Genomic DNA, 18,859 nt, shown 5'->3' with positions numbered 1-18,859 from the left:
GGGCAGCCCTTCGTCCTGTCTTCTGGTCCACCCGGTCCGGGTTACTGGCTGGCGGAATCCCCGAGGGTCACCTCGGTGCTGGAGGCTTTGCCTCCGCGGGTGTAGTCCACGGTGGCCTTACCGCCGGCAGGCTGCATCCGGATGGCTGCGGTCAGGGACTGGGCATCGGTGATCGGGATACCGTTCACCGAGGTCACCACGTCACCGGCACGAAGTCCTGCCTTCTCCCCCGGTGACCCCTGAACCACTTCGGCTACTTCGGCACCCACCGTGAAGGAAGAGGACGAGTTCGACGCCGTGGCCGGCTTCACGGAAACCCCGAGGTATCCGTGCGTCGCGGAGCCGTTGTCGATAATCTCCTCCGCTACCCGTTCCGCGTAGCTGATGGGAATGGCAAATCCAACGCCGATGTTCCCGCTGTCTTCACCCGCGGTACCTGAGGCGGCCGAGGCGATGGCCACGTTGACGCCGATCACGTCCCCGTCAGTGTTCACGAGGGCACCGCCGGAGTTGCCATGGTTGATGGCAGCATCCGTCTGCACCACGTTCAGGTAGATCGAGCTCTCCGCTGAGGACTGGTTCTCCGAGGAACCGTCCGGCGGCGCGAACCGGAAGCCGAAGCCGTCATCCTCGGGTTCCTCCGAGCTGTCCGTTTCCCCCTCCGGAGCGGCGGAGGACTGAACGCTGATGGTCCGGTTAAGCGTGGACACAATACCGTCAGTGACCGTGCCGGACAGCCCCAGCGGGGCGCCGATGGCGATGACGGTGTCGCCGACGTTCAGGTTTCCCGAGTCGCCGAGTGACGCCGGCGTCAGGTTGGCTCCGTCCACCTTGATGACCGCAAGGTCGGAGACGGGGTCAGTGCCCACGATAGTGGCCGGCAGCACCCGCCCGTCGGACGTCTGGACCTCAATGCCGGGGTCACCGGTCAGACCGCCCAGGGTCACCACGTGGGTGTTGGTGAGGATGTGCCCGTCATCGTCCAGGACAATTCCGGAGCCCGTGCCGCTGCTGCCCGAGGCGGCAACCTCAATGGTCACGACGCTCGGGGAGGCCTTTACCGCTGCCGCAGTGACCGCATTGACGCTGTCTTCATTGTTAACCACAACGGTCTGTGACTGGCCGGCCTGGCCCGCAGTTCCGTTCCCGTCATCCATCAGTGCATTGGCACCCACTGCCACACCGCCGCCGACGAGCCCGGCAAGGAGCATTCCCCCGACCAGGGTTCCGGCGCCGAACTTTTTTGCTGTGGACCGTCCCGACGGCGAAGCAGCCGGGGGCTGCTGGAACGAGCTGCCGGTGGACTCGCCGAAGGTCTGCGGCCCGTAAGGGGTGGCGCCGTGCGCTGACGGGGCCTGCGGGGATGAGCCGTGCGCTTCCGCGGCCTGAGTGGCATCCGTGCCGGCGTTCCCACCGGTACCATGTGCTGCCGGGTCGTTCAGCGGGTCGTTCAGCGGCTCGGTCAGCGGTCCTGTCTGCGGCCCGGTCTGCGGATCGCTCTGGGCGGAGCCGGCGGAGGACGGCGGTGCCGGCGGGCGGGGCGGCAACGGGCGTGCAGCGCCGTCGTTTCCCCCGTGGTGCTCAGTCATGTGGGCTGTCCTTTCGAAGTTCGATGTACCCATGGTGTAGCCACAACGTTCTGTACCTACTATGACAGCGCTTGCTGGGACATATGAGGATGGATGCTGAACATCGGCTGTGAAAACCCCGAATGTCCGGTAGACAGCAGGTTCGACCTCCGGACGGTAAACGGGCAGGTCAGACAGGGGTGCGGCCACCGTCCGGAGACAGGGGCGGGGCCCTGACGTGGTGGACGCCGCATAGGGCGGCCCCTAGAATCGGTACCAACGATTGCTGGGACCTGAACCCGGGGCGAGATGCAACCAAAGGATTATTTATGCGGTCACGGTACAGGTTGGCAGCCATTCTAGGCCTGGGTGCTCTGGCGGTCATGCCTCCGGCGGCGGCTTTCGCCGGCACGGCACCGGCGCATACCGTTCCTCCCCTGGCGATTCACGGATCATTGCCAGCTGCCCCCGCTGTTCCGGCGGAATCCCCCGTGACCATCCCGCCGGGAGAATACGTTGTGGATCCCGCCGATGTGCTGGGGAGCAACGCCGCAGAGGTGAAGCAGGCAATTGCCGATGTACAGGACAGCACCGGGTACACCCTGTACGTGGTTTACGTGGACTCCTTTACCAGCCCGACAGATCCCGTCGCCTGGTCCCGGGATGTAGTGGAGAGCAAGGGCATGGGAGCCAGGGAGGCCCTGCTCAGCATTGCCACTACGGACCGGAAGATCCAGGTTTCCACCGGCGACCAGAGCGTCCTGAACCAGGAGCGGCGGAATGCCATCCTGGCGGCGGCCACCGATCCCCTGTTGGGTTCACAGAACATTACGTCCTCCCAATGGGCGGATTCGGCAGTGGCCGCGGCAGAATCGCTGGAGGACATCGCCGGCGGAGGAGACGGGGACGTTGCGGCCTCCGGTTCCGGCTCCGGCATTGCCCCGTTGGTGGTAGGCGGCCTGGTGGTGGCCGGCGGTGTGGGCACTGCCCTGCTGATGCGTAACCGCCGGAAGAAGAACGCGGGGAACCTGGAACCGGGCCGGCGCCAGGGACCCGCCGCACCGGTGGACCCGCTGGACACCATGAGCGTTCCCGACCTGCGGAAACGGGCAGGAAGCCTGTTGGTTGCCGCAGACGATGCCATCAAGTCCAGCGAGCAGGAACTGGGCTTTGCCATGGCCGCCTACGGCGAGGAAGCCGTCGCGACCTTCTCGGAGGATCTGGCCGCTGCCCGGAACCATATGGGCGAGTCCTTTAAGCTGCAGCAGCAGCTGGATGACCACATCCCCGACACCGAAGCACAGCAGCGGAGCTGGCTGAAGGAAATCATTCGCCGGTGCGAAGCGGTCAACGAGTCCCTGCAGGCGCATAAAGAGGACTTCGACGCCCTGCGGGAACTGGAGAAGAACGCGCCGGCCGCGCTGGCTTCCGCCCGCGAGTCAGCCGGACAGGCATCCGCGCGGCTCAGTACTGCCGCCGCCACTCTGGACGCGCTGCGCTCGCGCTACGCGGCGACGGCGGTACAGCAGGTCAGTGACAACATCGACCAGGCCAATGAACGCCTCGCCTTCGTCACCAATACCGCCGCAGAGGCCGAGGAAAAACTCGCTGAACAGGACACCTCGGGTGCGGTGGTACTGGTCCGCGCTGCCGAAGAGTCCGTCCATCAGGCCAATGTGCTGCTGGACGCGATCGACAAGCGGTCCCGGGAGCTGGATGCAGCACGTACTGAGCTGCAGCGGGCCGTGGCCGATGCCCGGCAGGATCTCGCCCAGGCCGATGCATTCTCCGCGTCCGGGGCCTCCCCCGGCCTCGCCGGCCCCATGGCCGGCGTGCGGGCAGCTCTGGAGGAGGTGGAGCAGGCAATGCAGTCCGGCCCGTATGATCCGGTGGAGCTGCTCCGCCGGCTGGAAACCGCGAACACCCAGCTCGACACGGCGCTGGAAGGCATCCGCGACCGGCAGGAGCAGGAGCGCCGGGCAAGGGACTCCCTCCAGCACGCCATCATGGCCGCCCAGGCCCAGATCTCCGGCACCTCTGACTACATCAGGGCGCGCCGCGGCGGAGTGGGCAGTGAGGCACGCACCCGCCTGGCTGAGGCCGAGCGCAACCTGCAGCAGGCTGTCGCCATGCAGTCCTCCGATCCGGTCAGTGCCCTGGCCTATGCCCAGCAGGCCAACGCTCTGGCAGCACAGGCCGCTGACATGGCCCAGCAGGATGTCGACGGTTTCGGTGGCGGCGGATTCGGCGGAGGCTTCGGCGGCGGACGCGGGAACGGGATGGGCGGTGCCATCCTGGGCGGCATCCTGATTGATTCCATCCTCCGCGGCGGCTCCCACGGCGGAGGCTGGGGCGGCGGCGGATTCGGCGGCTTCGGCGGAGGAGGCGGCGGCGGTTTCGGCGGAGGCGGCGGCGGTTTCGGATCCTCGGGAGGCAACTTCTGATCCACCCGGGCGGATGCGCGGGAAGGTGCACCAATATGTACCGTACGGGTCTCATGGCCGGTGCGGGGCAGTACTTACACACAGCAGATTGAAAGGCAGACATCGTGGTTAAGCAGTCGATTTTCGGACGTATCACCCAGTTGGCGAAGGCCAATATCAATGCCATCCTCGATCAGGCCGAGGACCCGCAGAAGATGCTCGACCAGATGGTGCGGGATTACAGCAACAACATTGCCGAGGCTGAAAGCGCCGTCGCACAGACCATCGGCAACCTGCGCATGCTCCAGGACGACTACAACGAGGACATCCAGAACGCGCAGAACTGGGGCAACAAGGCTCTGGCCGCCTCCCGCAAGGCCGACGAGTTCCGCGCCGCGGGCAACGCCGTCGACGCTGAGAAGTTCGACAACCTGGCCAAGGTAGCCATCCAGCGCCAGATCGCCTCCGAAAACGAGGCCAAGGGCGCCCAGCCGACCATTGCCTCCCAGGAAGAGATCGTTGAGCGCCTGAAGACCGGCCTGAACCAGATGAAGGGCAAGCTGGATCAGCTCACCAGCAAGCGGGACGAGCTGGTTGCCCGGTCCCGCAATGCCGCTGCCCAGACCCAGATGCATGATGCCATGAAGAGCATCGACGTGATGGATTCAACGTCCGAGGTGGGCCGTTTCGAGGAGAAAATACGCCGTGAGGAAGCCCGTGTGCGCGGCGCCAACGAGCTGGCGTCCTCCAGCCTGGACGCCCAGTTCGAAAGCCTCGAGGACCTCGGCGAGCAGACCGAGGTCGAAGCGCGCCTCGCTGCGTTGAAGTCCGCCTCCGGCGGCAAGCAGTCCGCTATCGAGGACTAACTCTGACCGTTCCCTCCGCCGCCGTCCGAAGGGCGGGCACCCCGCTGGGGGTGCCCGCCCTTCGGCTGTCTGCGGATGGCTGACTGGCGGCTGTGATTGCGGTTGCGGTTGCGTAGTGCCCGGCGGCGCAGGCGTAGCGGCAGGAGCAGCCACAGCAGCCCCACTGCTGCACCCATCGCCAGCGCCGCCACGGCTCCGGCCATGCCGGAAAGCACAATGTCGAAAATCAGCCCGATGGTGCCGATCAGGATGAGGCCGACCAGTACCAGGGTGGCGCGCAGCAGGACGTCCGAACTCCGGACCAGATCCCGTTTAATCCCCTGCCGGAAGAAGGTCCGGTGCATGACCACCGTAGAGATCAGTACCGCGGTGACCAGTACCGACAGCACGACCAGACACAGGTAGATGGCCACTTGGACCCGGGTTAGTTCGGCAAAACGTTGCTGGAACGGCAGGGTTAGCAGGAAGCCGGTCAAAATCTGGATACCGGTCTGCAGGACCCGCAGTTCCTGCAGCAGGTCCGTCCAGTTGCGGTCCAGTTTCTGCAGCAGGGTTTCACCGCGGTCCGGATCGCGTGCTGCGGGGGTATGGCCCATGGGGGAAGTGTAGTTCGCCCACCGGCAACGGGCCGTGCCGTACGGAAACTGTTCGGGCGCCTCCATGCGTCCGGATCCCCGTAACCGTTCCCGGGACCCGGCGGGGCCTGGGGCCTGGGGCCTGGGGCCTGGGGCCAGGCAAGCAAGGGCAAACAAAAGTCCCCCGAGGTTCCTTGCGGATCCTCGGGGGACTTTCCTTGGTTGCGGGGGCAAGATTTGAACTTGCGACCTCTGGGTTATGAGCCCAGCGAGCTACCGAACTGCTCCACCCCGCGGCGTGATACTCAACTCTACCCGCCGCGGGGGGCCCGGCGCAAACCGGGATCATTTCACGCGCCTAGTCGCCGCCCTCACCGTCAGCCGAATCGGTGGCAGCGTCGCTGGGTTCAGCCGTGGCACCGTCGCCGGCGGTGTCGCCTGCCGCGCTGTCCAGCTGTTCCTGCGCAGCGGTGGCCCGTGCAATGGCGTCCTTGAGCTGGTTCTGCGTTTCCCCGTAGGCGGCGAAGTCACCGCGTCCAAGGGCAGCCTGCCCGTCCTGGATCGCCTTGCCTGCATCCGCGAGGGCTGTAGCCAGCTCGGACGCGGCCGTTGCGTCTCCGCCGGCACCCGGGGTTTCCGGGGTAGCGCCGACGTTCCCGGTGTCGCCGGTTTCCGCACCGGAGTCGCCGCCGAAGATCTGGTTCAGTGCTTCGTCGAGCGTCGGAGCGAATCCGACCTTCTCGCCGAAGTTGACCAGCACCCGCTGCAGGGTCGGGTAGGAGGAGGCGCCCGAAGACTGGACGTACACCGGCTGGACATACAGGATGCCGTCGCCGACCGGCAGGGTGAGCAGGTTGCCGTTGATGACTTCAGATGCACCCTGGCGCAGCAGGTTCAGCGCGTTGGACACCGTGGGGTCGGAGTTGAAGGTGTTCTGTGCCTGGCCGGGGCCCGGCACAGCAGTGTCCGTGGGCAGGGCCAGGAGCCGCAACTTGCCGTAACCATCGCCCTTCACGCCATCCTCGCCGGTGCCGGCATCCGCGTCTGCGGAGAGGAAGCCGTACAGCACGTTGCGGGCCTCGCCGTTCTCCGTCACGAACGGGATGAACGGTGTGGTCAGCGAGAACGTGGCCTCGTCCTGTCCCGGCATCTGCAGGGAGAGGTAGTACGGCGGCTGCTTGACGTTGCCGTTGCCGCCGGTGGGATCACTGGGAACGCTCCACGCGTCGTCGTTCTTGTAGAACGAGTCCGGGTCAGTCACGTGATACTTGCCCAGCAGTTCGCGCTGGACCTTGAACTGGTCCTCCGGGTAGCGGACATGTGCCATCAGATCGGCAGACATCTCGCTGTAGGGCTTCAGGGTGGACGGGAAGACCGCCTGCCAGGACTTCAGCAGCGGATCCTCGTCATCCCAGGCATACAGCGTGACGGAACCGTCGTACGCGTCAACAGTGGCCTTGACCGCGTTGCGGATGTAGTTGACCTGTTCCTGCGGCAGGGCTGCCGCTCCCGGAGTCAGCGAGTCGGTGGTGGCGTCCTGCAGCTCCTGCTGGGTGGAGTACGGGAAGTACTTGCTGGTGGTGTAACCGTCCACAATCCACTTCACGCGGCCGTCGACAATGGCCGGGTACGCGTTGCCGTCAACGGTCAGGTACGGTGCTACCTTTTCCACACGCTCGGTGGGGTCCCGGTCATACAGGATCTGGGATTCCTCATTGATGGCATCCGCAAGCAGCAGCTCGGTGGACTGGAACTTAATGGCGTACACCAGCTGGTTGAAGAGGTTGCCCACGCTGGGGCCGCCCTCGCCGCTGAAGGTGGTCTGCGACTCCTCCTCCGAGTTACCGGTCTGCGGACGGTCGATTTCCACCGGCGGGGTGCCTTCCGGCGCGCCCACCACGGAGTACTGCGGGGAGTTCTCACCGAAGTAGATGCGCGGTTCGTAGGATCCGCCTTCGGTGAGCACACCGGTGGATGGGATCCCGGACTCCATGAAGCTGGGCTTGCCGTCCGCCTCAACCGTGGAGCCGCGTGCGGCGACCACGCCATAGCCGTGGGTGTAGAGGATGTGCTCGTTCACCCAGCCCGAGGGCACGCCGCCGACGTTCAGCTCACGGACCGCGATCACCGTGTCCTGGACTTCGCCGTCGATCTCGTAGCGGTCCACGTTCAGTGTCTGCGGGAACTGGTAGTACTGGCGGAACTGCTGCAGCTGGCTGAACGCGTCGGAGACGACATTCGGGTCCAGCAGGCGGATGTTGGTGGTGGTGCCCGCATCCTGGGCCAGGGCGCCGGCATTGGCGTTCACCGTGGCGTCATACGGGATGACCTCGGTGTCCGACAGTCCGTAGGCCTCACGCGTCATATCGATGTTGCGCTGGATGTATTCGCGTTCCAGGCTCAGCTCCGACGGCTGGACCTGGTAGCGCTGGACAATCCAGGGGTAAACGCCGCCGGCCACGATGGCCGTGATGATCAGCATGGCGGTACCGATGATGGGCAGGCGCCACCGCCCGATGACGGCGGAAAGGATAAAGAGGACAGCGACAATGACCGATGCCACGGCCAGGATGGCCTTGGTGGGGATCACGGCCTCGACATCGGTGTACAGGGCACCGGTCCAGGTTCCGGAGGTGCTCAGCAGCGTGTCATAGCGGTCAAGCCAGAAGTTGATGCCCTGCAGGATGAGGAAGGCTGCGGCCACGACGGCCAGATGAATACGCGCGGGCCGGCTAACGAACACGCCCTTCTCCTCGAGGCGGATACCGCCGTAGAGGTAATGCGTCAGCAGTCCGGCAATGCCGGCAATCACGACGACGCTGATGAGGAAGCCGACAAGGAAACCAATGAACGGCAGCGTGTTCAGGTAGAAGCTGTAGTCCATGTTGAACTCGGGATCGGTCTTGCCGAAGTCCCGCCGGTTGAAGAACAGCAGTGTCTGCTGCCACATGGACATGGCCGCGGTGCCCGCGAAACCGCCCACAACAATCGGGATGCCGATCATCAGCAGTTTACGGATGGGCTCCAGCTGGGCCTGGTACCGGTTGAGGTTGTCCTGGAGCGCACTGTCCGGGGCGTAGATGGGCCGCGAGACGTAGGCGACCCGGATACTGGCGAAAACACCAGCGGCCATCACCAGGAAGGCTGCCAGGAACATGCAGATCCGGGTCAGGTTCTCCTTGAAGAAGACTTCCAGATAACCCAGCTGGTTATACCAGAGGATATCTGCATAGACCTGCGAGAAATACACAAAGCCAATGACGAGCACGGCAACCACAATCAGCGTGGCAATCAGCGGGCTGCGCCGCCGTCGCCTTCCGCTGGACGTGGCCGTGCCGGGTCGGGAAAATGGGCCGTTTGGTCCGGAAGTCACAGTTACCTCATCGTTCGGTGCGTCGGCTCGCGGCATTGCCGGCCGCACCGGAGGGACTTGCTGCCGGGGGCGGTGCCCCGTGGCATACATGTCCCCGCCGGATGGCCCGGAAGCCGTCCGTAGACCATTCTGCCTTGGAATGCTCTCCCGCTGCTACTTCTCCAGGGAGCCGGAGAGAACCTTGTCCCGATCGTAACGAGGCACGGCCGCACCTGCCAGTGCCTGCGGCCGCTGCCCGGCTATGAGGTGCACTGCGGCAGATCCGCTGCACTGCCGCCGGCAGCCAGTTTCTGCACCGCGTCCAGCGCCTCTTCGAGGGTGGAAACACGGACAACGCCCAGGCCCTCGGGCACGTGGCCTGCAACCTCGGCGCAGTTCGCGGCCGGTGCCAGGAAGAATTCGGCTCCGGCGTCCGAGGCGCCGATGAGTTTCTGCCGGATGCCGCCAATCGGTCCCACATTCCCGGCGGCGTCGATGGTTCCGGTGCCGGCAAAGTGCTTTCCTTCGGTGAGCTGCTCCGGGGTGAGGCGGTCGATGATCCCCAGCGCGAACATCATTCCCGCCGACGGTCCGCCCACCCGTTCCATGCCCTGGCCGATTTCGACGTCAAAGGGGAAATCGAAGGTGGTCGCCAGCTCAATGCCCAGCTGGTAGGTACCTGCGTCGTTTGGCGCGGGCGTCACGGTCTCCACCTCCTCCGCGCCGTCACGGCGAACGGTGACCTCCGTGGGCGAGCCGCCGACGTCGTTCAGCGCGTTGCGCAGGGTCTCGATGCCGTCTATCCGGGTGTCCCCCACCGCCAGCACGGTGTCCCCGGGCTGCAGCAGGCCTTCCGCCGCCGAGCCTTCCACCACGGCAGCGACGGTGAGTTCCTGCGTGTACGGAATCTCGAGCTCCGTCAGGGCAGCGGCGACCGCGGCTTCCTGGGATGAGGTCATGGCGGCGGCGTTTTGCTCGTCCACCTCGTCGCTGGTGGTTCCCGGGGCGTAGAGGAACTCGGTGGGGTACACCACGTCGTCAGGGTTCAGCCAGCCGCCCACGGCCTGGAAAATGCTGATGTTGGTGCTGGGACCGCCGGACACGTACACCGTGGTCAGGTCCAGTTCGCCGTCGGCCGGGTAGCTGGTGCGCCCCTCGATTTCGATGATGTCCTTGTCCCCGGCGCTGCCCAGCGTATTGAACGTGGGGCCCGGGGATTCCACTACGTATTGTGCCGGCAGCAGTACGGCCGCTGCGCCCAGCAGGAGTGCCAGCGCACCGGAGACAAGCATTGCCCGTGCGCGCGGCGTACGCCGGCCCGGAGCAGGCTGTCCCTGCCCCAGCCCCTGGTACGGGTAGACGGAGTAGCTGCCGTCCGGCTGCGGGGCGGGAACCGGCATGCCGGGGCGCCCGTCGCCGGGTCCGGGGTTCCCTGCGGCACCGCTTTTGCCATAGGGGGCACTGCTGTCGTCATGAGAGGGGCGCAACTGACCAACCTTTTCCTGCGCTCGTACGGCATGTTCCCGGCGCCGTGGTCCGGCGGCCAACCCTGCAAGCCTACGCCGCGCAGGTGCGTGCAGGCGCGCAGGTGCGCAGCCCCGGCTTTGCCTACAGCGAACGATCAGCGTCGTACAGGACACACATTAGGCACTGCCGGTAACGTAAAGGGAACATGTCCGGCAGCGCCGGGCACCGTAAGGCACTATCTTCTTCCACAGGACCGGTGGTATCCCATGAGCTCCAACCCATCCGACCGAGGGGACAACCCGCAGGATCCCCTGTCCGAGATACTTGCACGCCTGTTCGGCGGCGGCGGCGCCGGCGGCATGGATCCCGCTGAACTTGCCAAAGCCGCAGGCCTGCCCTCCGATCCCAATGCCATGGCCATGATCTTCCAGCAGGTCCAGGCCATGTTCAGTGCCTCCTCTGACGGTCCGGTGAACTGGCAGCTGGCCAAGGACAATGCCAGGCGGGTGGCCGCCACCGGGAGCGACCCCTCCACCGGCCCCACGGCTGCCCGTGAGGTCGACGAGGCCCTGCACCTGGCCGGCCTCTGGCTTGATCCGGTTACCGACTTTGCCGCCACGTCCACGCTCGGCCGGGCATGGTCCCGCGCGGAGTGGGTTGAAGCCACCATGGATTCCTGGCGCCGGCTCACGGAGCCCGTGGCCGTAAGCATCTCCGAAGCACTCTCCAACGCCATCACCACCCAGATGCCGGAGGAAATGAAGTCCATGATGGGCGGAGCCTCCTCGATGCTCGCCAACATGGGCGGTGCAATGTTCGGCATGCAGCTCGGCCAGGCGGTAGGCGCCCTGTCCAAGGAAGTGGTCAGCTCCACCGACATCGGGCTGCCGCTGGCGTCCGGAACCATGGCACTGCTGCCGGCCAATGTTGCCGCCTTCGGCGAAGGACTGGACGTTCCCGAAGCGGAAATCCGCCTGTACCTCGCGGTCCGTGAAGCCGCCCATGCCCGCCTGTTTGCGCACGCCCCCTGGCTGACTGCCCACCTTTTCGGTGCCATTGAGAGCTATGCGCGCGGCATCCACATTGATATTTCCAAGATCGAGGAAGCTGCCCGCGACATCGATCCCGCCAATCCGGAATCCATCCAGTCGGCGCTGTCCGGCGGCGTATTCCAGCCGCAGCGGACCCAGGCGCAGGAAGCTGCACTGGAACGTCTGGAAACCGCCCTGGCCCTGGTGGAGGGGTGGGTGGACGAGGTCACTGCAGCGGCCACCGCCAATCTTCCTTCCGCGGGCGCGCTGCGTGAGATGATCCGCCGGCGCCGTGCCAGCGGCGGACCTGCCGAGCACACCTTCGCCTCGCTGGTGGGCCTGGAACTGCGGCCGCGCCGCCTGCGGGATGCCGCAGCCCTCTGGGCGCACCTGACCGAAGAACGCGGAATCGAAGGCCGCGACGCCGTGTGGGAGCATCCGGACCTGCTGCCGACGTCCGAGGACCTGGACGATCCCAAGGGCTTCGGCAAGCGGCGCCAGCTCATCGAAGCAGCTGACTCCGACGTCGATGCCGCGTTGAAGCGCCTGCTTGACGGCGGCTTTGATACTCCGGAGGAGACGGACAAGCCCATCGACGCGTCTTCCGGTGAAAGCACCGACGGGACCGCCGGTGAAGGAACCGTTCCTGAGGGCGGATCCCGGAATGACGACGACGGCGGGGCCGGCGACGGAACCGACGGGACCGACGAACCCGGGAAGCCGGGTTCCAACTAACCTGTTCCGGCCGTCAACCGGGCGGAATGATGGAGGACTGGTGCAGCGCCCGCAGGGGCATTGCGCTAGTCCTCCCCCATGTCCCCCTTAAGTCCGCGTGAACTGGCAAAGGCGGCTCCCGAGAGGAACGCCTTCGCCGTTTCCGTCTGCGGATAGTTTTCCAGCAGCCGCCAGAAGGCCGGGCCGTGTGACGGGACCAGGAGGTGGGCCAGTTCGTGGAGCAGCACGTAGTCCACCACCCATTGCGGCATCCCTTTCAGCTTGTCTGACAGCCGGATGGTGCCCCGGCCGGGCGTGGCCGATCCCCAGCGGGAGTTCTGGTTACTGACCCACCGCACGGATGCAGGCCGTGCGTGCCCGGAGAGATAGCGGCTGGATAGTTCGGCTGCCCGGCGCATCAGGTCGTTTTCGCTGGCGGCCTCATCGGGTTCCGCGGACACACGCTGTTCGAGCCGTGCGACCATACGCTGCACCCACTCGGCTTCCTGCGCGACGGAGAAGTGTGCCGGGATGGACACCAATGCCACACCGTCCCGGAAAACCGCATTCACGGTGCGCTTGCGGCGGGCGGAGCGGCGTACCTGGATGGGGATTCCGCTAGTGGTGGTTGCCGGTATCGAGGCGTCGGCGGTCCGGGACGGGGAAGGCATGTTTCAAGCCTAACCTCCCGTTCTGACGGCCCTGCAGCCTGTGGATAACCGCCGGCCCCGCGGGCCCGCGTGCCAGCATGGTCTGCAGTTGGGCCGGCTGGGGGCGGCGTCGTGCACACCGCAGGGAGCAGACCATGCGCATCAATCCGGGAATCCATGTACTCAACATTTCGCCGCGGGCCAGGCAGCTGGGGATAGGCTCCGGTTCCTTGCTCCTGCGCAATCTCCAGGATGCCGATGTTGCCTTCCTGGGAGCGCTTCGCCGCGGGGTGCCAGACGGTACGGAAGCCGCTGCTGCGTCCGCGCTGCGGGTGCCCCGAGAGCGGGCAGCAGCACTGATAGAGGCGCTCCGCCCCCTTCTGGTCCCGCATGAGGTCTCTGCCCCGCCGGTTCCTTCGCTGCGTTCCGAACGCCTGGCTCCCGATGGCCGGCGCCTTTCCGCTGCCTATGGCATCAATGGCGAGGAACCCGTCCGACGCCGGTCGCAGGCAACGGTTTTTATTGACGGTCTCGGCCGCGCCGGGGCACTGCTGGCCCGTACGCTCGCCACCGCAGGGGTAGGCCGGCTGCTCCTGCGCGATCCTGCCGTGGTGGCCCCTGCCGATGTGGGCACCGCCTATGCGGTGACGGATATCGGGATGAACCGGGCTGCAGCGGTTAAGCGGCATCTGTTCCGGATTGATCCCACCCAGCAGGTGCTGACGGTCACCGATGGCGGGGAGCGCACGGAGCCCCGGGCAGTGGATCTCGCGGTGACGGTGAGGGCTGTGGGGGCCGTTCCCCGAGGCAGCGAACCGGGGACGTCGCCCGGCGTGCCCAGCCTCCTCCTGTCCGTCAACGAAACCGGCTGGGATGTCGGCCCGCTGCTGGTGCCGGGAGCAACGCCGTGCCTGGAATGCCTGGACCGGCGGCGCGCGGACTCGGACCCGGGCTGGTACGCGGCGGTCGAGGCCCTCGCCGGCCAGGACAGGCAACGCTCAGGCGCGGGTCCTGTCCGGAGTCCCGCCGGGAACGCGGAGTGTGCCATCCCCGAAGGTGAGGAAGCGGCAGGCGCGGCCCTCGCGGCGGGAGCGGCATCCCTGGCGGCCCTGGTCTTCCTCGACGGCATCAACCAGCCCGCCCTGCTCTCCGCAGTCCTGTCACTGCGTACCTCGGACGGCTTTTCACGGCTGCAGGAACTGGACTACCACCCGGCCTGCGGGTGCCGGCTGCAGCACCGCGAAACCCGTGCCGGGCGGCCGGGGCATGCAGCCTAGGAGTCGGTGCCCTGCGAGAGTACCTGCAGCACCGCCTCGCCGTAGCGCTCCAGCTTCGACGGACCGACGCCGGGCAGCGTTGCCAGCCGGTTCAATGACGGCGGGCGGTCTTCGGCAATGGCCACCAGGGTCGCATCGGTGAACACAACAAAAGCGGGAATCCCGGCCTCCTGCGCCGCTTCCCGGCGCCACTCCCGCAAAGCCTCAAAGGTCGCTTCTTCATAGGTCACCGGGCAGTCACCGCAGCGGCCCACCTTGCGCTCGGCGCCGGTGGTGAGCAGCGCCCCGCAACTGCGGCATTTTGCCGGCCCGGTGACCTTGCGCCGGGGCTGCTTCGCCGGGCCCGCCGTCCGGACAGTGTCACGCTCGGTGCGCGGACGCAGCCCGTCGAGGAACCTGGACGGTTTCCGGTTGGCACGGCCGCCCGGCGTCCGCGCCGTGGACCAGGACAGTGCCAGATGCTCACGGGCACGTGTGATGCCCACGTACAGCAGCCGGCGTTCCTCATCAACGGCCTCAGCGGTGTCGGCAAAGGAGATCGGCATCAGTCCTTCGCTGAGCCCCACCAGGTACACCGCGTCCCATTCCAGGCCCTTGGCGGAGTGCAGGGAGGCAAGCGTGACGCCCTGGACCCGGGGGGCGTGCTGCGCTGCCGCCCGTTCCTCCAGCTCGGCCACGAAATCCTGCATGGTGAAGATGCTGTCCGGGTCACGGGTACGGGTTACCTGCAGTTCCTCGGCCAGCGCCACCAGGGCAGCCAGTGACTCCCAGCGTTCCCGGGTGGCTCCGCCGCCCGCCGGTGCATCCGGTGTGTAGCCGAGCGAGGCCAGGATGTCCCGCACCAGCTGCGGCACCGGTTCGTTGCCCACGGACCGGGATGCCGCCCGCAGCTGCAGGACCGCGTCGCGGACCTCGCGTCGTGCAAAGAACCTTTCACCGCCGCGCAGCTGGTAGCCGATCCCCGCGGAGGCCAGGGCCTGCTCATAGGCCTGCGACTGTCCGTTGGTGCGGAAAAGGACCGCGATTTCGCTGGCCTGGACTCCCTGAGCTATCAGGGCCTTGATGGAGGAGGCGACATGCGCGGCCTCTGCCTCGTCGTCGGCGCACTCGGTGAAGGTGGGTTCCGGCCCGGCCGGACGCTGTGCCACGAGCTCCAGCGGTGTGGGCCAGGACGGCGCGTTCCGGTTGCGCTCCCCCTCGGCCGTACGCGCTGCAAGGATCCGGTTTGCCAGCCCCACCACCTGGGGAGTGGAACGGTAGTCACGGACCAGTTTGACGACGTCGGCGTTCGGGAAGCGCTTGGTGAACTCAAGCAGGTGCCGGGGCGTGGCACCGGTGAAGGAGTAAATGGTCTGGCTTGAATCGCCCACCACGCACAACTCGTCGCGGGCACCGAGCCACAGGTCAAGGAGCCGCTGCTGCAGCGGGGAAACGTCCTGGTATTCGTCCACCACGAAGTGCCGGTACTGGTCCCGCACCATGGCAGCGACCCGCTCGTCCTCCTGGAGGATGCCCACCATAATCAGCAGGACGTCCTCGAAATCGATGATGTTCCGGTCCACTTTCACGTCCTCATAGGACTGGAAAATGCGTGAAATAGCCGTGAGGTCAAACCCTGCCGGGGGCTCCCGGTCTGCAGCTGCCCGGACATAGCTGTCCGGGGTGAGCATGGAGACCTTGGCCCACTCGATTTCCGCGGCCACGTCGCGGATGGCGGCCCGGTCCGTGGACAGCCGAAGCCTGCGGGCTGCTTCGGCGATGATTTGTGCCTTGTGGTCCAGCAGCCCCGGCAGGGCTCCGCCAACGGTGTGCGGCCAGAAGTACTGCAGCTGCTTGAGCGCTGCGGCGTGGAAGGTTTTGGCCTGGACGCCGTGGGCGCCGAGGTCACGCAGCCGGGTACGCATTTCCGCCGCCGCCCGCGCCGTGAAGGTCACGGCCAGGACCTGCTGCGGTTTATAGACGCCTGTGGCCACCCCGTAGGCCATCCGGTGGGTGATGGCACGGGTTTTGCCGGTACCGGCACCGGCCAGGACGCAGAGCGGGCCGGTCAGGGTGGTGGCCACTGCCCGCTGCTCGTCGTCGAGGCCGGACAGGATGCGTGCTTCGGGTGATTCGCTGCTCATGCGCGGGCGTTGGCCTCCGGTTCGGTAATGGGCCCGCCGTACCAGCGCTCGATCAGGTTCCGGGCGATGGAGATGGGGCCGGCGATGGTAATTTCGCCGCTGGACACGGCGTCGGCAAGGTCGGTGCGGCTGAACCAGCGGACATCGGACATCTCCACGCCGTCGGCCTGCGCCACGGAATCCCCGGCCCGGGCAGTAAACCCGAGCATCAGTGAACACGGGAACGGCCACGGCTGGGAACCGAGATACTGCGGGGAGTGGACAACCACACCCGACTCCTCCTCCACCTCGCGGATCACCGCCGCCTCCAGCGACTCGCCCGGTTCCACGAAACCGGCGAGCGTGGAATAGCGGTTGCCGGGCCAGGCTGCCGCGGAACCGAGCAGGATCCGGTCCTGGGCGTCGATAACCGAGACGATGATGGCCGGGTCGGTGCGCGGGAAATGCGAGCTGCCGTCCTCGGGACAGCGGCGGACCCAGCCGCCCTGCTCCGGAACGGTTCCGGCGCCGCAGCGCGGACAGTGGGTGTGCCCCGCGTGCCAGTTCGCGATGGCCGCGGCCTCCACGAACAGGCCCGCATCCAGGGCACCGAGTTCCGTGGCCGCATGACGAAGGCTTACCCAGGCTGCGCCGTCTACCGCGAGCGCAGGATCGGGCTCGGCCAGTGTCACCAGCACGACGTCGGTCCCCAGCGGCACCTGCGCTGCCTCCAGCGTGCGGCCAAGATAGACGGGCACCTCGCCGAAACCGGTTTCAGGCGGCTCCTGCAGAACCAGTACGGAGTCCCGGACGAGCGTCCTGCCCTGGGCGAAGTACATAACCCGGGTTCCGGCCGCACCGCGGATTTTCTCGAAAAGGTCAGGGGCGACGCGTCGCGCGGAGCCGCGGTCCACGGCTGTCCGGGCCAGCGGTAACAAGCCCAGGGGGGAAACTTCTGCTGCCGGTGCCGGGATACTCATACCACCACCGTACTGACTACTCCCCCCGAAACTGTAGTTGGGCCGCAGGGCACTACCCGGCCTGAGGTTTTCCTCACGGTTTGGGCGACTCGCCGCCGCACAATGGTTATTCGGGACACATCTGCCCATACGGTTGAAGATGTGAAACGGACCCCCATGGAATTGGCTGCAATGGCCAGCGCTGCCGTCCCAGGGCTGACCCCCACCGGCGTTGCCGGTTCCCCCGACGACGCCGCGGATTTCGACGCCGCGCTGCTGGTTGACGATGCCGGGCGCCGGTGGCGCGTCCGGTCCCCCAAGCACCTCGAAGCCAGCATGCGGCTGGAAACCGAGCTGCTGGTGCTGCGCACCTTCGTGCCTGCGGTCCGGGCTGAACTGCCGTTTGCGCTTCCCTATGTTGCCGGAACTGTCCGTCAGGGCGAGCTGTGCACGTTCGTTTATTCCCATCTGCCCGGAGCCACGCGCAGTATCGATCAGCTGATGACTGCCGGAAAGTCCGTGGCGGCGGAGATCGGACGGGCCATGGCCGCCGTCCACGCCCTCCCCCGCGACCTGGTTACCAAGGCGGACCTTCCCAGCTACAGTGCCAATGAATTCCGCCAGCGCCGGCTGAACGAGTTGGACCAGGCCGCCACCACCGGAAAGATCCCCTCCGTGCTGCTGCGGCGCTGGGAACATGCCCTCGAGGATGTCTCGCTCTGGCGGTTCAAGCCAACAGTGGTTCACGGTGACCTGCATGAAGACAACATCCTGCTCACCGGCGAGCGGGTCAGTGCCGTTACCGGCTGGACGGATCTTCGCGTCGGCGACCCGGCTGACGACTTCGCCTGGCTGATTGCCGCCAATGATCCAGGCTTCACCCGGAACGTGCATGAGGCCTATCTCGAAGCCGGCAAGGATCCGGAGGATCCGCACCTGATCCGCCGTGCCGCCCTGTCCGCCGAGTTTGCCCTGGCCCAGTGGCTGGTGCGCGGCGTTGCCGCGGAGAATGACGCCATGGTGGACGAAGCCGTGGAGATGCTCCGCACCCTGGAAGAGGACGTGCGTGCCCAGGAAGCCGCCGACAAACGCTCGGGGCAGGCCCGGGCAGCAGAGGCACGCGCTTCGGTCGCCCGGCCGGAGGGAACGGTAACCCCTGCACCGGAGTCTTCACCGGCGGCCGCCTCCACGGCGGAACGCCCTGCCTCCACCACCGGGACCACCGGCGTCGAAACCTCCGTTGCTTCGAAGGGGAAGGCCAAGGTAACGGTCGCCCCGATAGCGCCGGACTCCGCTCCCGCGATCACCCGCCCGGATGCTCCCGGCGAGGACACCTCCGCCGGGAAAACCGCCGGATCGGATGAACCCCTGGCCGAGGTCATTGCGCTGCCGGCCCGCGCTGACGGCACGGAACCCGAAACGACAGCACCGGATACTACGGCACCTGACGCCGCGGAAGCGGACACGGACCCGGCGGAACAGGACAAGGCCGGATCCTCACCCGCCGGGGACACCGGCGACGAAGAAAAGATCGCCGCCGACGCAGACACCGCACGCAAACCGAAGAACAGGCTCGGGGATACGGCGGAGCCGGGCAGCCCGGAAGACGGCGACGGCACGGCGGGTAAGCCCGGCCCTGCCGGCCCTGCCACCACGTCCCTGCCCCTGGCTCCGGTCCCGGACAAGTAGTCCGCCGGATCCCCCACTAAAAGGTGCCCCGCCCCGGCGGGGCACCTTTTTTGCTGCCCTAAGACTTTTGCTGCTGAGACTTTTGCTGCCCTGAGACTCTTGCTGCCCAGAGACTTCTGCTGTGCGGTGACGCCTGCCGAAAACCCGTGGGGCAGGAGTCTTGCCTCAACCAGACAATGGTCCTAT

12 protein-coding genes and 1 tRNA gene are annotated in these 18,859 nt (G+C 66.6%); 5 read left to right on the top strand and 8 right to left on the bottom strand.

Annotated elements, in window-relative coordinates; translation table 11 throughout:
- Positions 1-41 precede the first annotated feature (41 nt).
- Positions 42-1,589, bottom strand: coding sequence for a trypsin-like peptidase domain-containing protein (locus tag QWJ37_RS05480; RefSeq protein ID WP_290244557.1), 1,548 nt, complete (start codon positions 1,587-1,589; stop codon positions 42-44).
- 470 nt (positions 1,590-2,059) lie between these two features.
- Between QWJ37_RS05480 and QWJ37_RS05475 the strand changes: the two genes are divergently transcribed.
- On the top strand, positions 2,060-4,012 hold the full coding sequence (locus tag QWJ37_RS05475) for a TPM domain-containing protein (RefSeq protein ID WP_341482217.1): 1,953 nt from the start codon (positions 2,060-2,062) through the stop codon (positions 4,010-4,012).
- Between the two features lie 104 nt (positions 4,013-4,116).
- Entirely contained in the window at positions 4,117-4,857 is a 741-nt protein-coding gene (locus tag QWJ37_RS05470; protein ID WP_227903552.1) for a PspA/IM30 family protein, read from the top strand.
- Here the strand turns inward: QWJ37_RS05470 and QWJ37_RS05465 are convergent.
- The 4 genes from QWJ37_RS05465 to QWJ37_RS05450 all read right to left on the bottom strand — a co-directional run bounded on the left by QWJ37_RS05465 (position 4,854) and on the right by QWJ37_RS05450 (position 10,271).
- Positions 4,854-5,453 carry a DUF6328 family protein gene (locus QWJ37_RS05465; protein WP_227903554.1) on the bottom strand — a complete coding sequence of 200 codons (600 nt, stop codon included), beginning with the start codon at positions 5,451-5,453 and terminating at the stop codon, positions 4,854-4,856. The genes QWJ37_RS05470 and QWJ37_RS05465 overlap by 4 nt on opposite strands.
- A 198-nt stretch (positions 5,454-5,651) precedes the next feature.
- Positions 5,652-5,728, bottom strand: a tRNA-Met gene (locus tag QWJ37_RS05460).
- A 62-nt stretch (positions 5,729-5,790) separates the two neighbouring features.
- Complete coding sequence (locus QWJ37_RS05455) at positions 5,791-8,727, bottom strand: UPF0182 family protein (protein WP_227903982.1); 2,937 nt, start codon at positions 8,725-8,727, stop codon at positions 5,791-5,793.
- Between the two features lie 317 nt (positions 8,728-9,044).
- A complete protein-coding gene (locus tag QWJ37_RS05450; protein WP_290244552.1) occupies positions 9,045-10,271 on the bottom strand; it encodes a S16 family serine protease in 1,227 nt (408 codons plus the stop codon).
- Positions 10,272-10,517: 246 nt separating this feature from the next.
- Between QWJ37_RS05450 and QWJ37_RS05445 the strand changes: the two genes are divergently transcribed.
- Positions 10,518-12,017 (top strand): zinc-dependent metalloprotease, encoded by a 1,500-nt coding sequence (locus QWJ37_RS05445; RefSeq protein WP_290244549.1) that lies wholly within the window; start codon positions 10,518-10,520, stop codon positions 12,015-12,017.
- Positions 12,018-12,082: 65 nt separating this feature from the next.
- Here the strand turns inward: QWJ37_RS05445 and QWJ37_RS05440 are convergent, their stop codons facing one another.
- Positions 12,083-12,667, bottom strand: a complete 585-nt coding sequence (locus tag QWJ37_RS05440) for a M48 family metallopeptidase (protein ID WP_290244547.1) — start codon at positions 12,665-12,667, stop codon at positions 12,083-12,085.
- Positions 12,668-12,801: 134 nt separating this feature from the next.
- On the opposite strand from QWJ37_RS05440, the gene QWJ37_RS05435 reads away from it, so the two are divergent.
- Positions 12,802-13,923 (top strand): ThiF family adenylyltransferase, encoded by a 1,122-nt coding sequence (locus tag QWJ37_RS05435; RefSeq protein ID WP_227903563.1) that lies wholly within the window; start codon positions 12,802-12,804, stop codon positions 13,921-13,923.
- Here QWJ37_RS05435 and QWJ37_RS05430 read toward each other — a convergent pair.
- Together QWJ37_RS05430 and nudC are read right to left on the bottom strand one after the other, a co-directional pair.
- On the bottom strand, positions 13,920-16,046 hold the full coding sequence (locus tag QWJ37_RS05430) for an ATP-dependent DNA helicase UvrD2 (RefSeq protein WP_290244544.1): 2,127 nt from the start codon (positions 16,044-16,046) through the stop codon (positions 13,920-13,922). The two genes, QWJ37_RS05435 and QWJ37_RS05430, sit on opposite strands and share 4 nt — an antisense overlap.
- On the bottom strand, positions 16,043-17,005 hold the full coding sequence (gene nudC, locus QWJ37_RS05425; RefSeq protein ID WP_227903567.1) for an NAD(+) diphosphatase: 963 nt from the start codon (positions 17,003-17,005) through the stop codon (positions 16,043-16,045). Before nudC ends, QWJ37_RS05430 begins: the two co-directional genes overlap by 4 nt.
- A gap of 156 nt (positions 17,006-17,161) precedes the next feature.
- Between nudC and QWJ37_RS16170 the strand changes: the two genes are divergently transcribed.
- Positions 17,162-18,673, top strand: a complete 1,512-nt coding sequence (locus QWJ37_RS16170; RefSeq protein WP_356881315.1) for a phosphotransferase — start codon at positions 17,162-17,164, stop codon at positions 18,671-18,673.
- The last annotated feature ends 186 nt before the right edge of the window (positions 18,674-18,859 follow it).

This window comes from Arthrobacter sp. YD2 (assembly GCF_030410475.1).
GTDB classification, from domain to species: domain Bacteria; phylum Actinomycetota; class Actinomycetes; order Actinomycetales; family Micrococcaceae; genus Arthrobacter_B; species Arthrobacter_B zhangbolii.
This window is presented reverse-complemented; position numbering and strand designations above follow the sequence as displayed.

Coding starts and splice junctions, on each gene's coding strand:
- QWJ37_RS05440 (WP_290244547.1), bottom strand. CDS start 12,667: ATGCCTTCCCCGTCCCGGACCGCCGACGCCTCGATACCGGCAACCACC.
- QWJ37_RS05430 (WP_290244544.1), bottom strand. CDS start 16,046: ATGAGCAGCGAATCACCCGAAGCACGCATCCTGTCCGGCCTCGACGAC.
- QWJ37_RS05445 (WP_290244549.1), top strand. CDS start 10,518: ATGAGCTCCAACCCATCCGACCGAGGGGACAACCCGCAGGATCCCCTG.
- QWJ37_RS05435 (WP_227903563.1), top strand. CDS start 12,802: ATGCGCATCAATCCGGGAATCCATGTACTCAACATTTCGCCGCGGGCC.
- QWJ37_RS05480 (WP_290244557.1), bottom strand. CDS start 1,589: ATGACTGAGCACCACGGGGGAAACGACGGCGCTGCACGCCCGTTGCCG.
- QWJ37_RS16170 (WP_356881315.1), top strand. CDS start 17,162: ATGGAATTGGCTGCAATGGCCAGCGCTGCCGTCCCAGGGCTGACCCCC.
- QWJ37_RS05465 (WP_227903554.1), bottom strand. CDS start 5,453: ATGGGCCATACCCCCGCAGCACGCGATCCGGACCGCGGTGAAACCCTG.
- nudC (WP_227903567.1), bottom strand. CDS start 17,005: ATGAGTATCCCGGCACCGGCAGCAGAAGTTTCCCCCCTGGGCTTGTTA.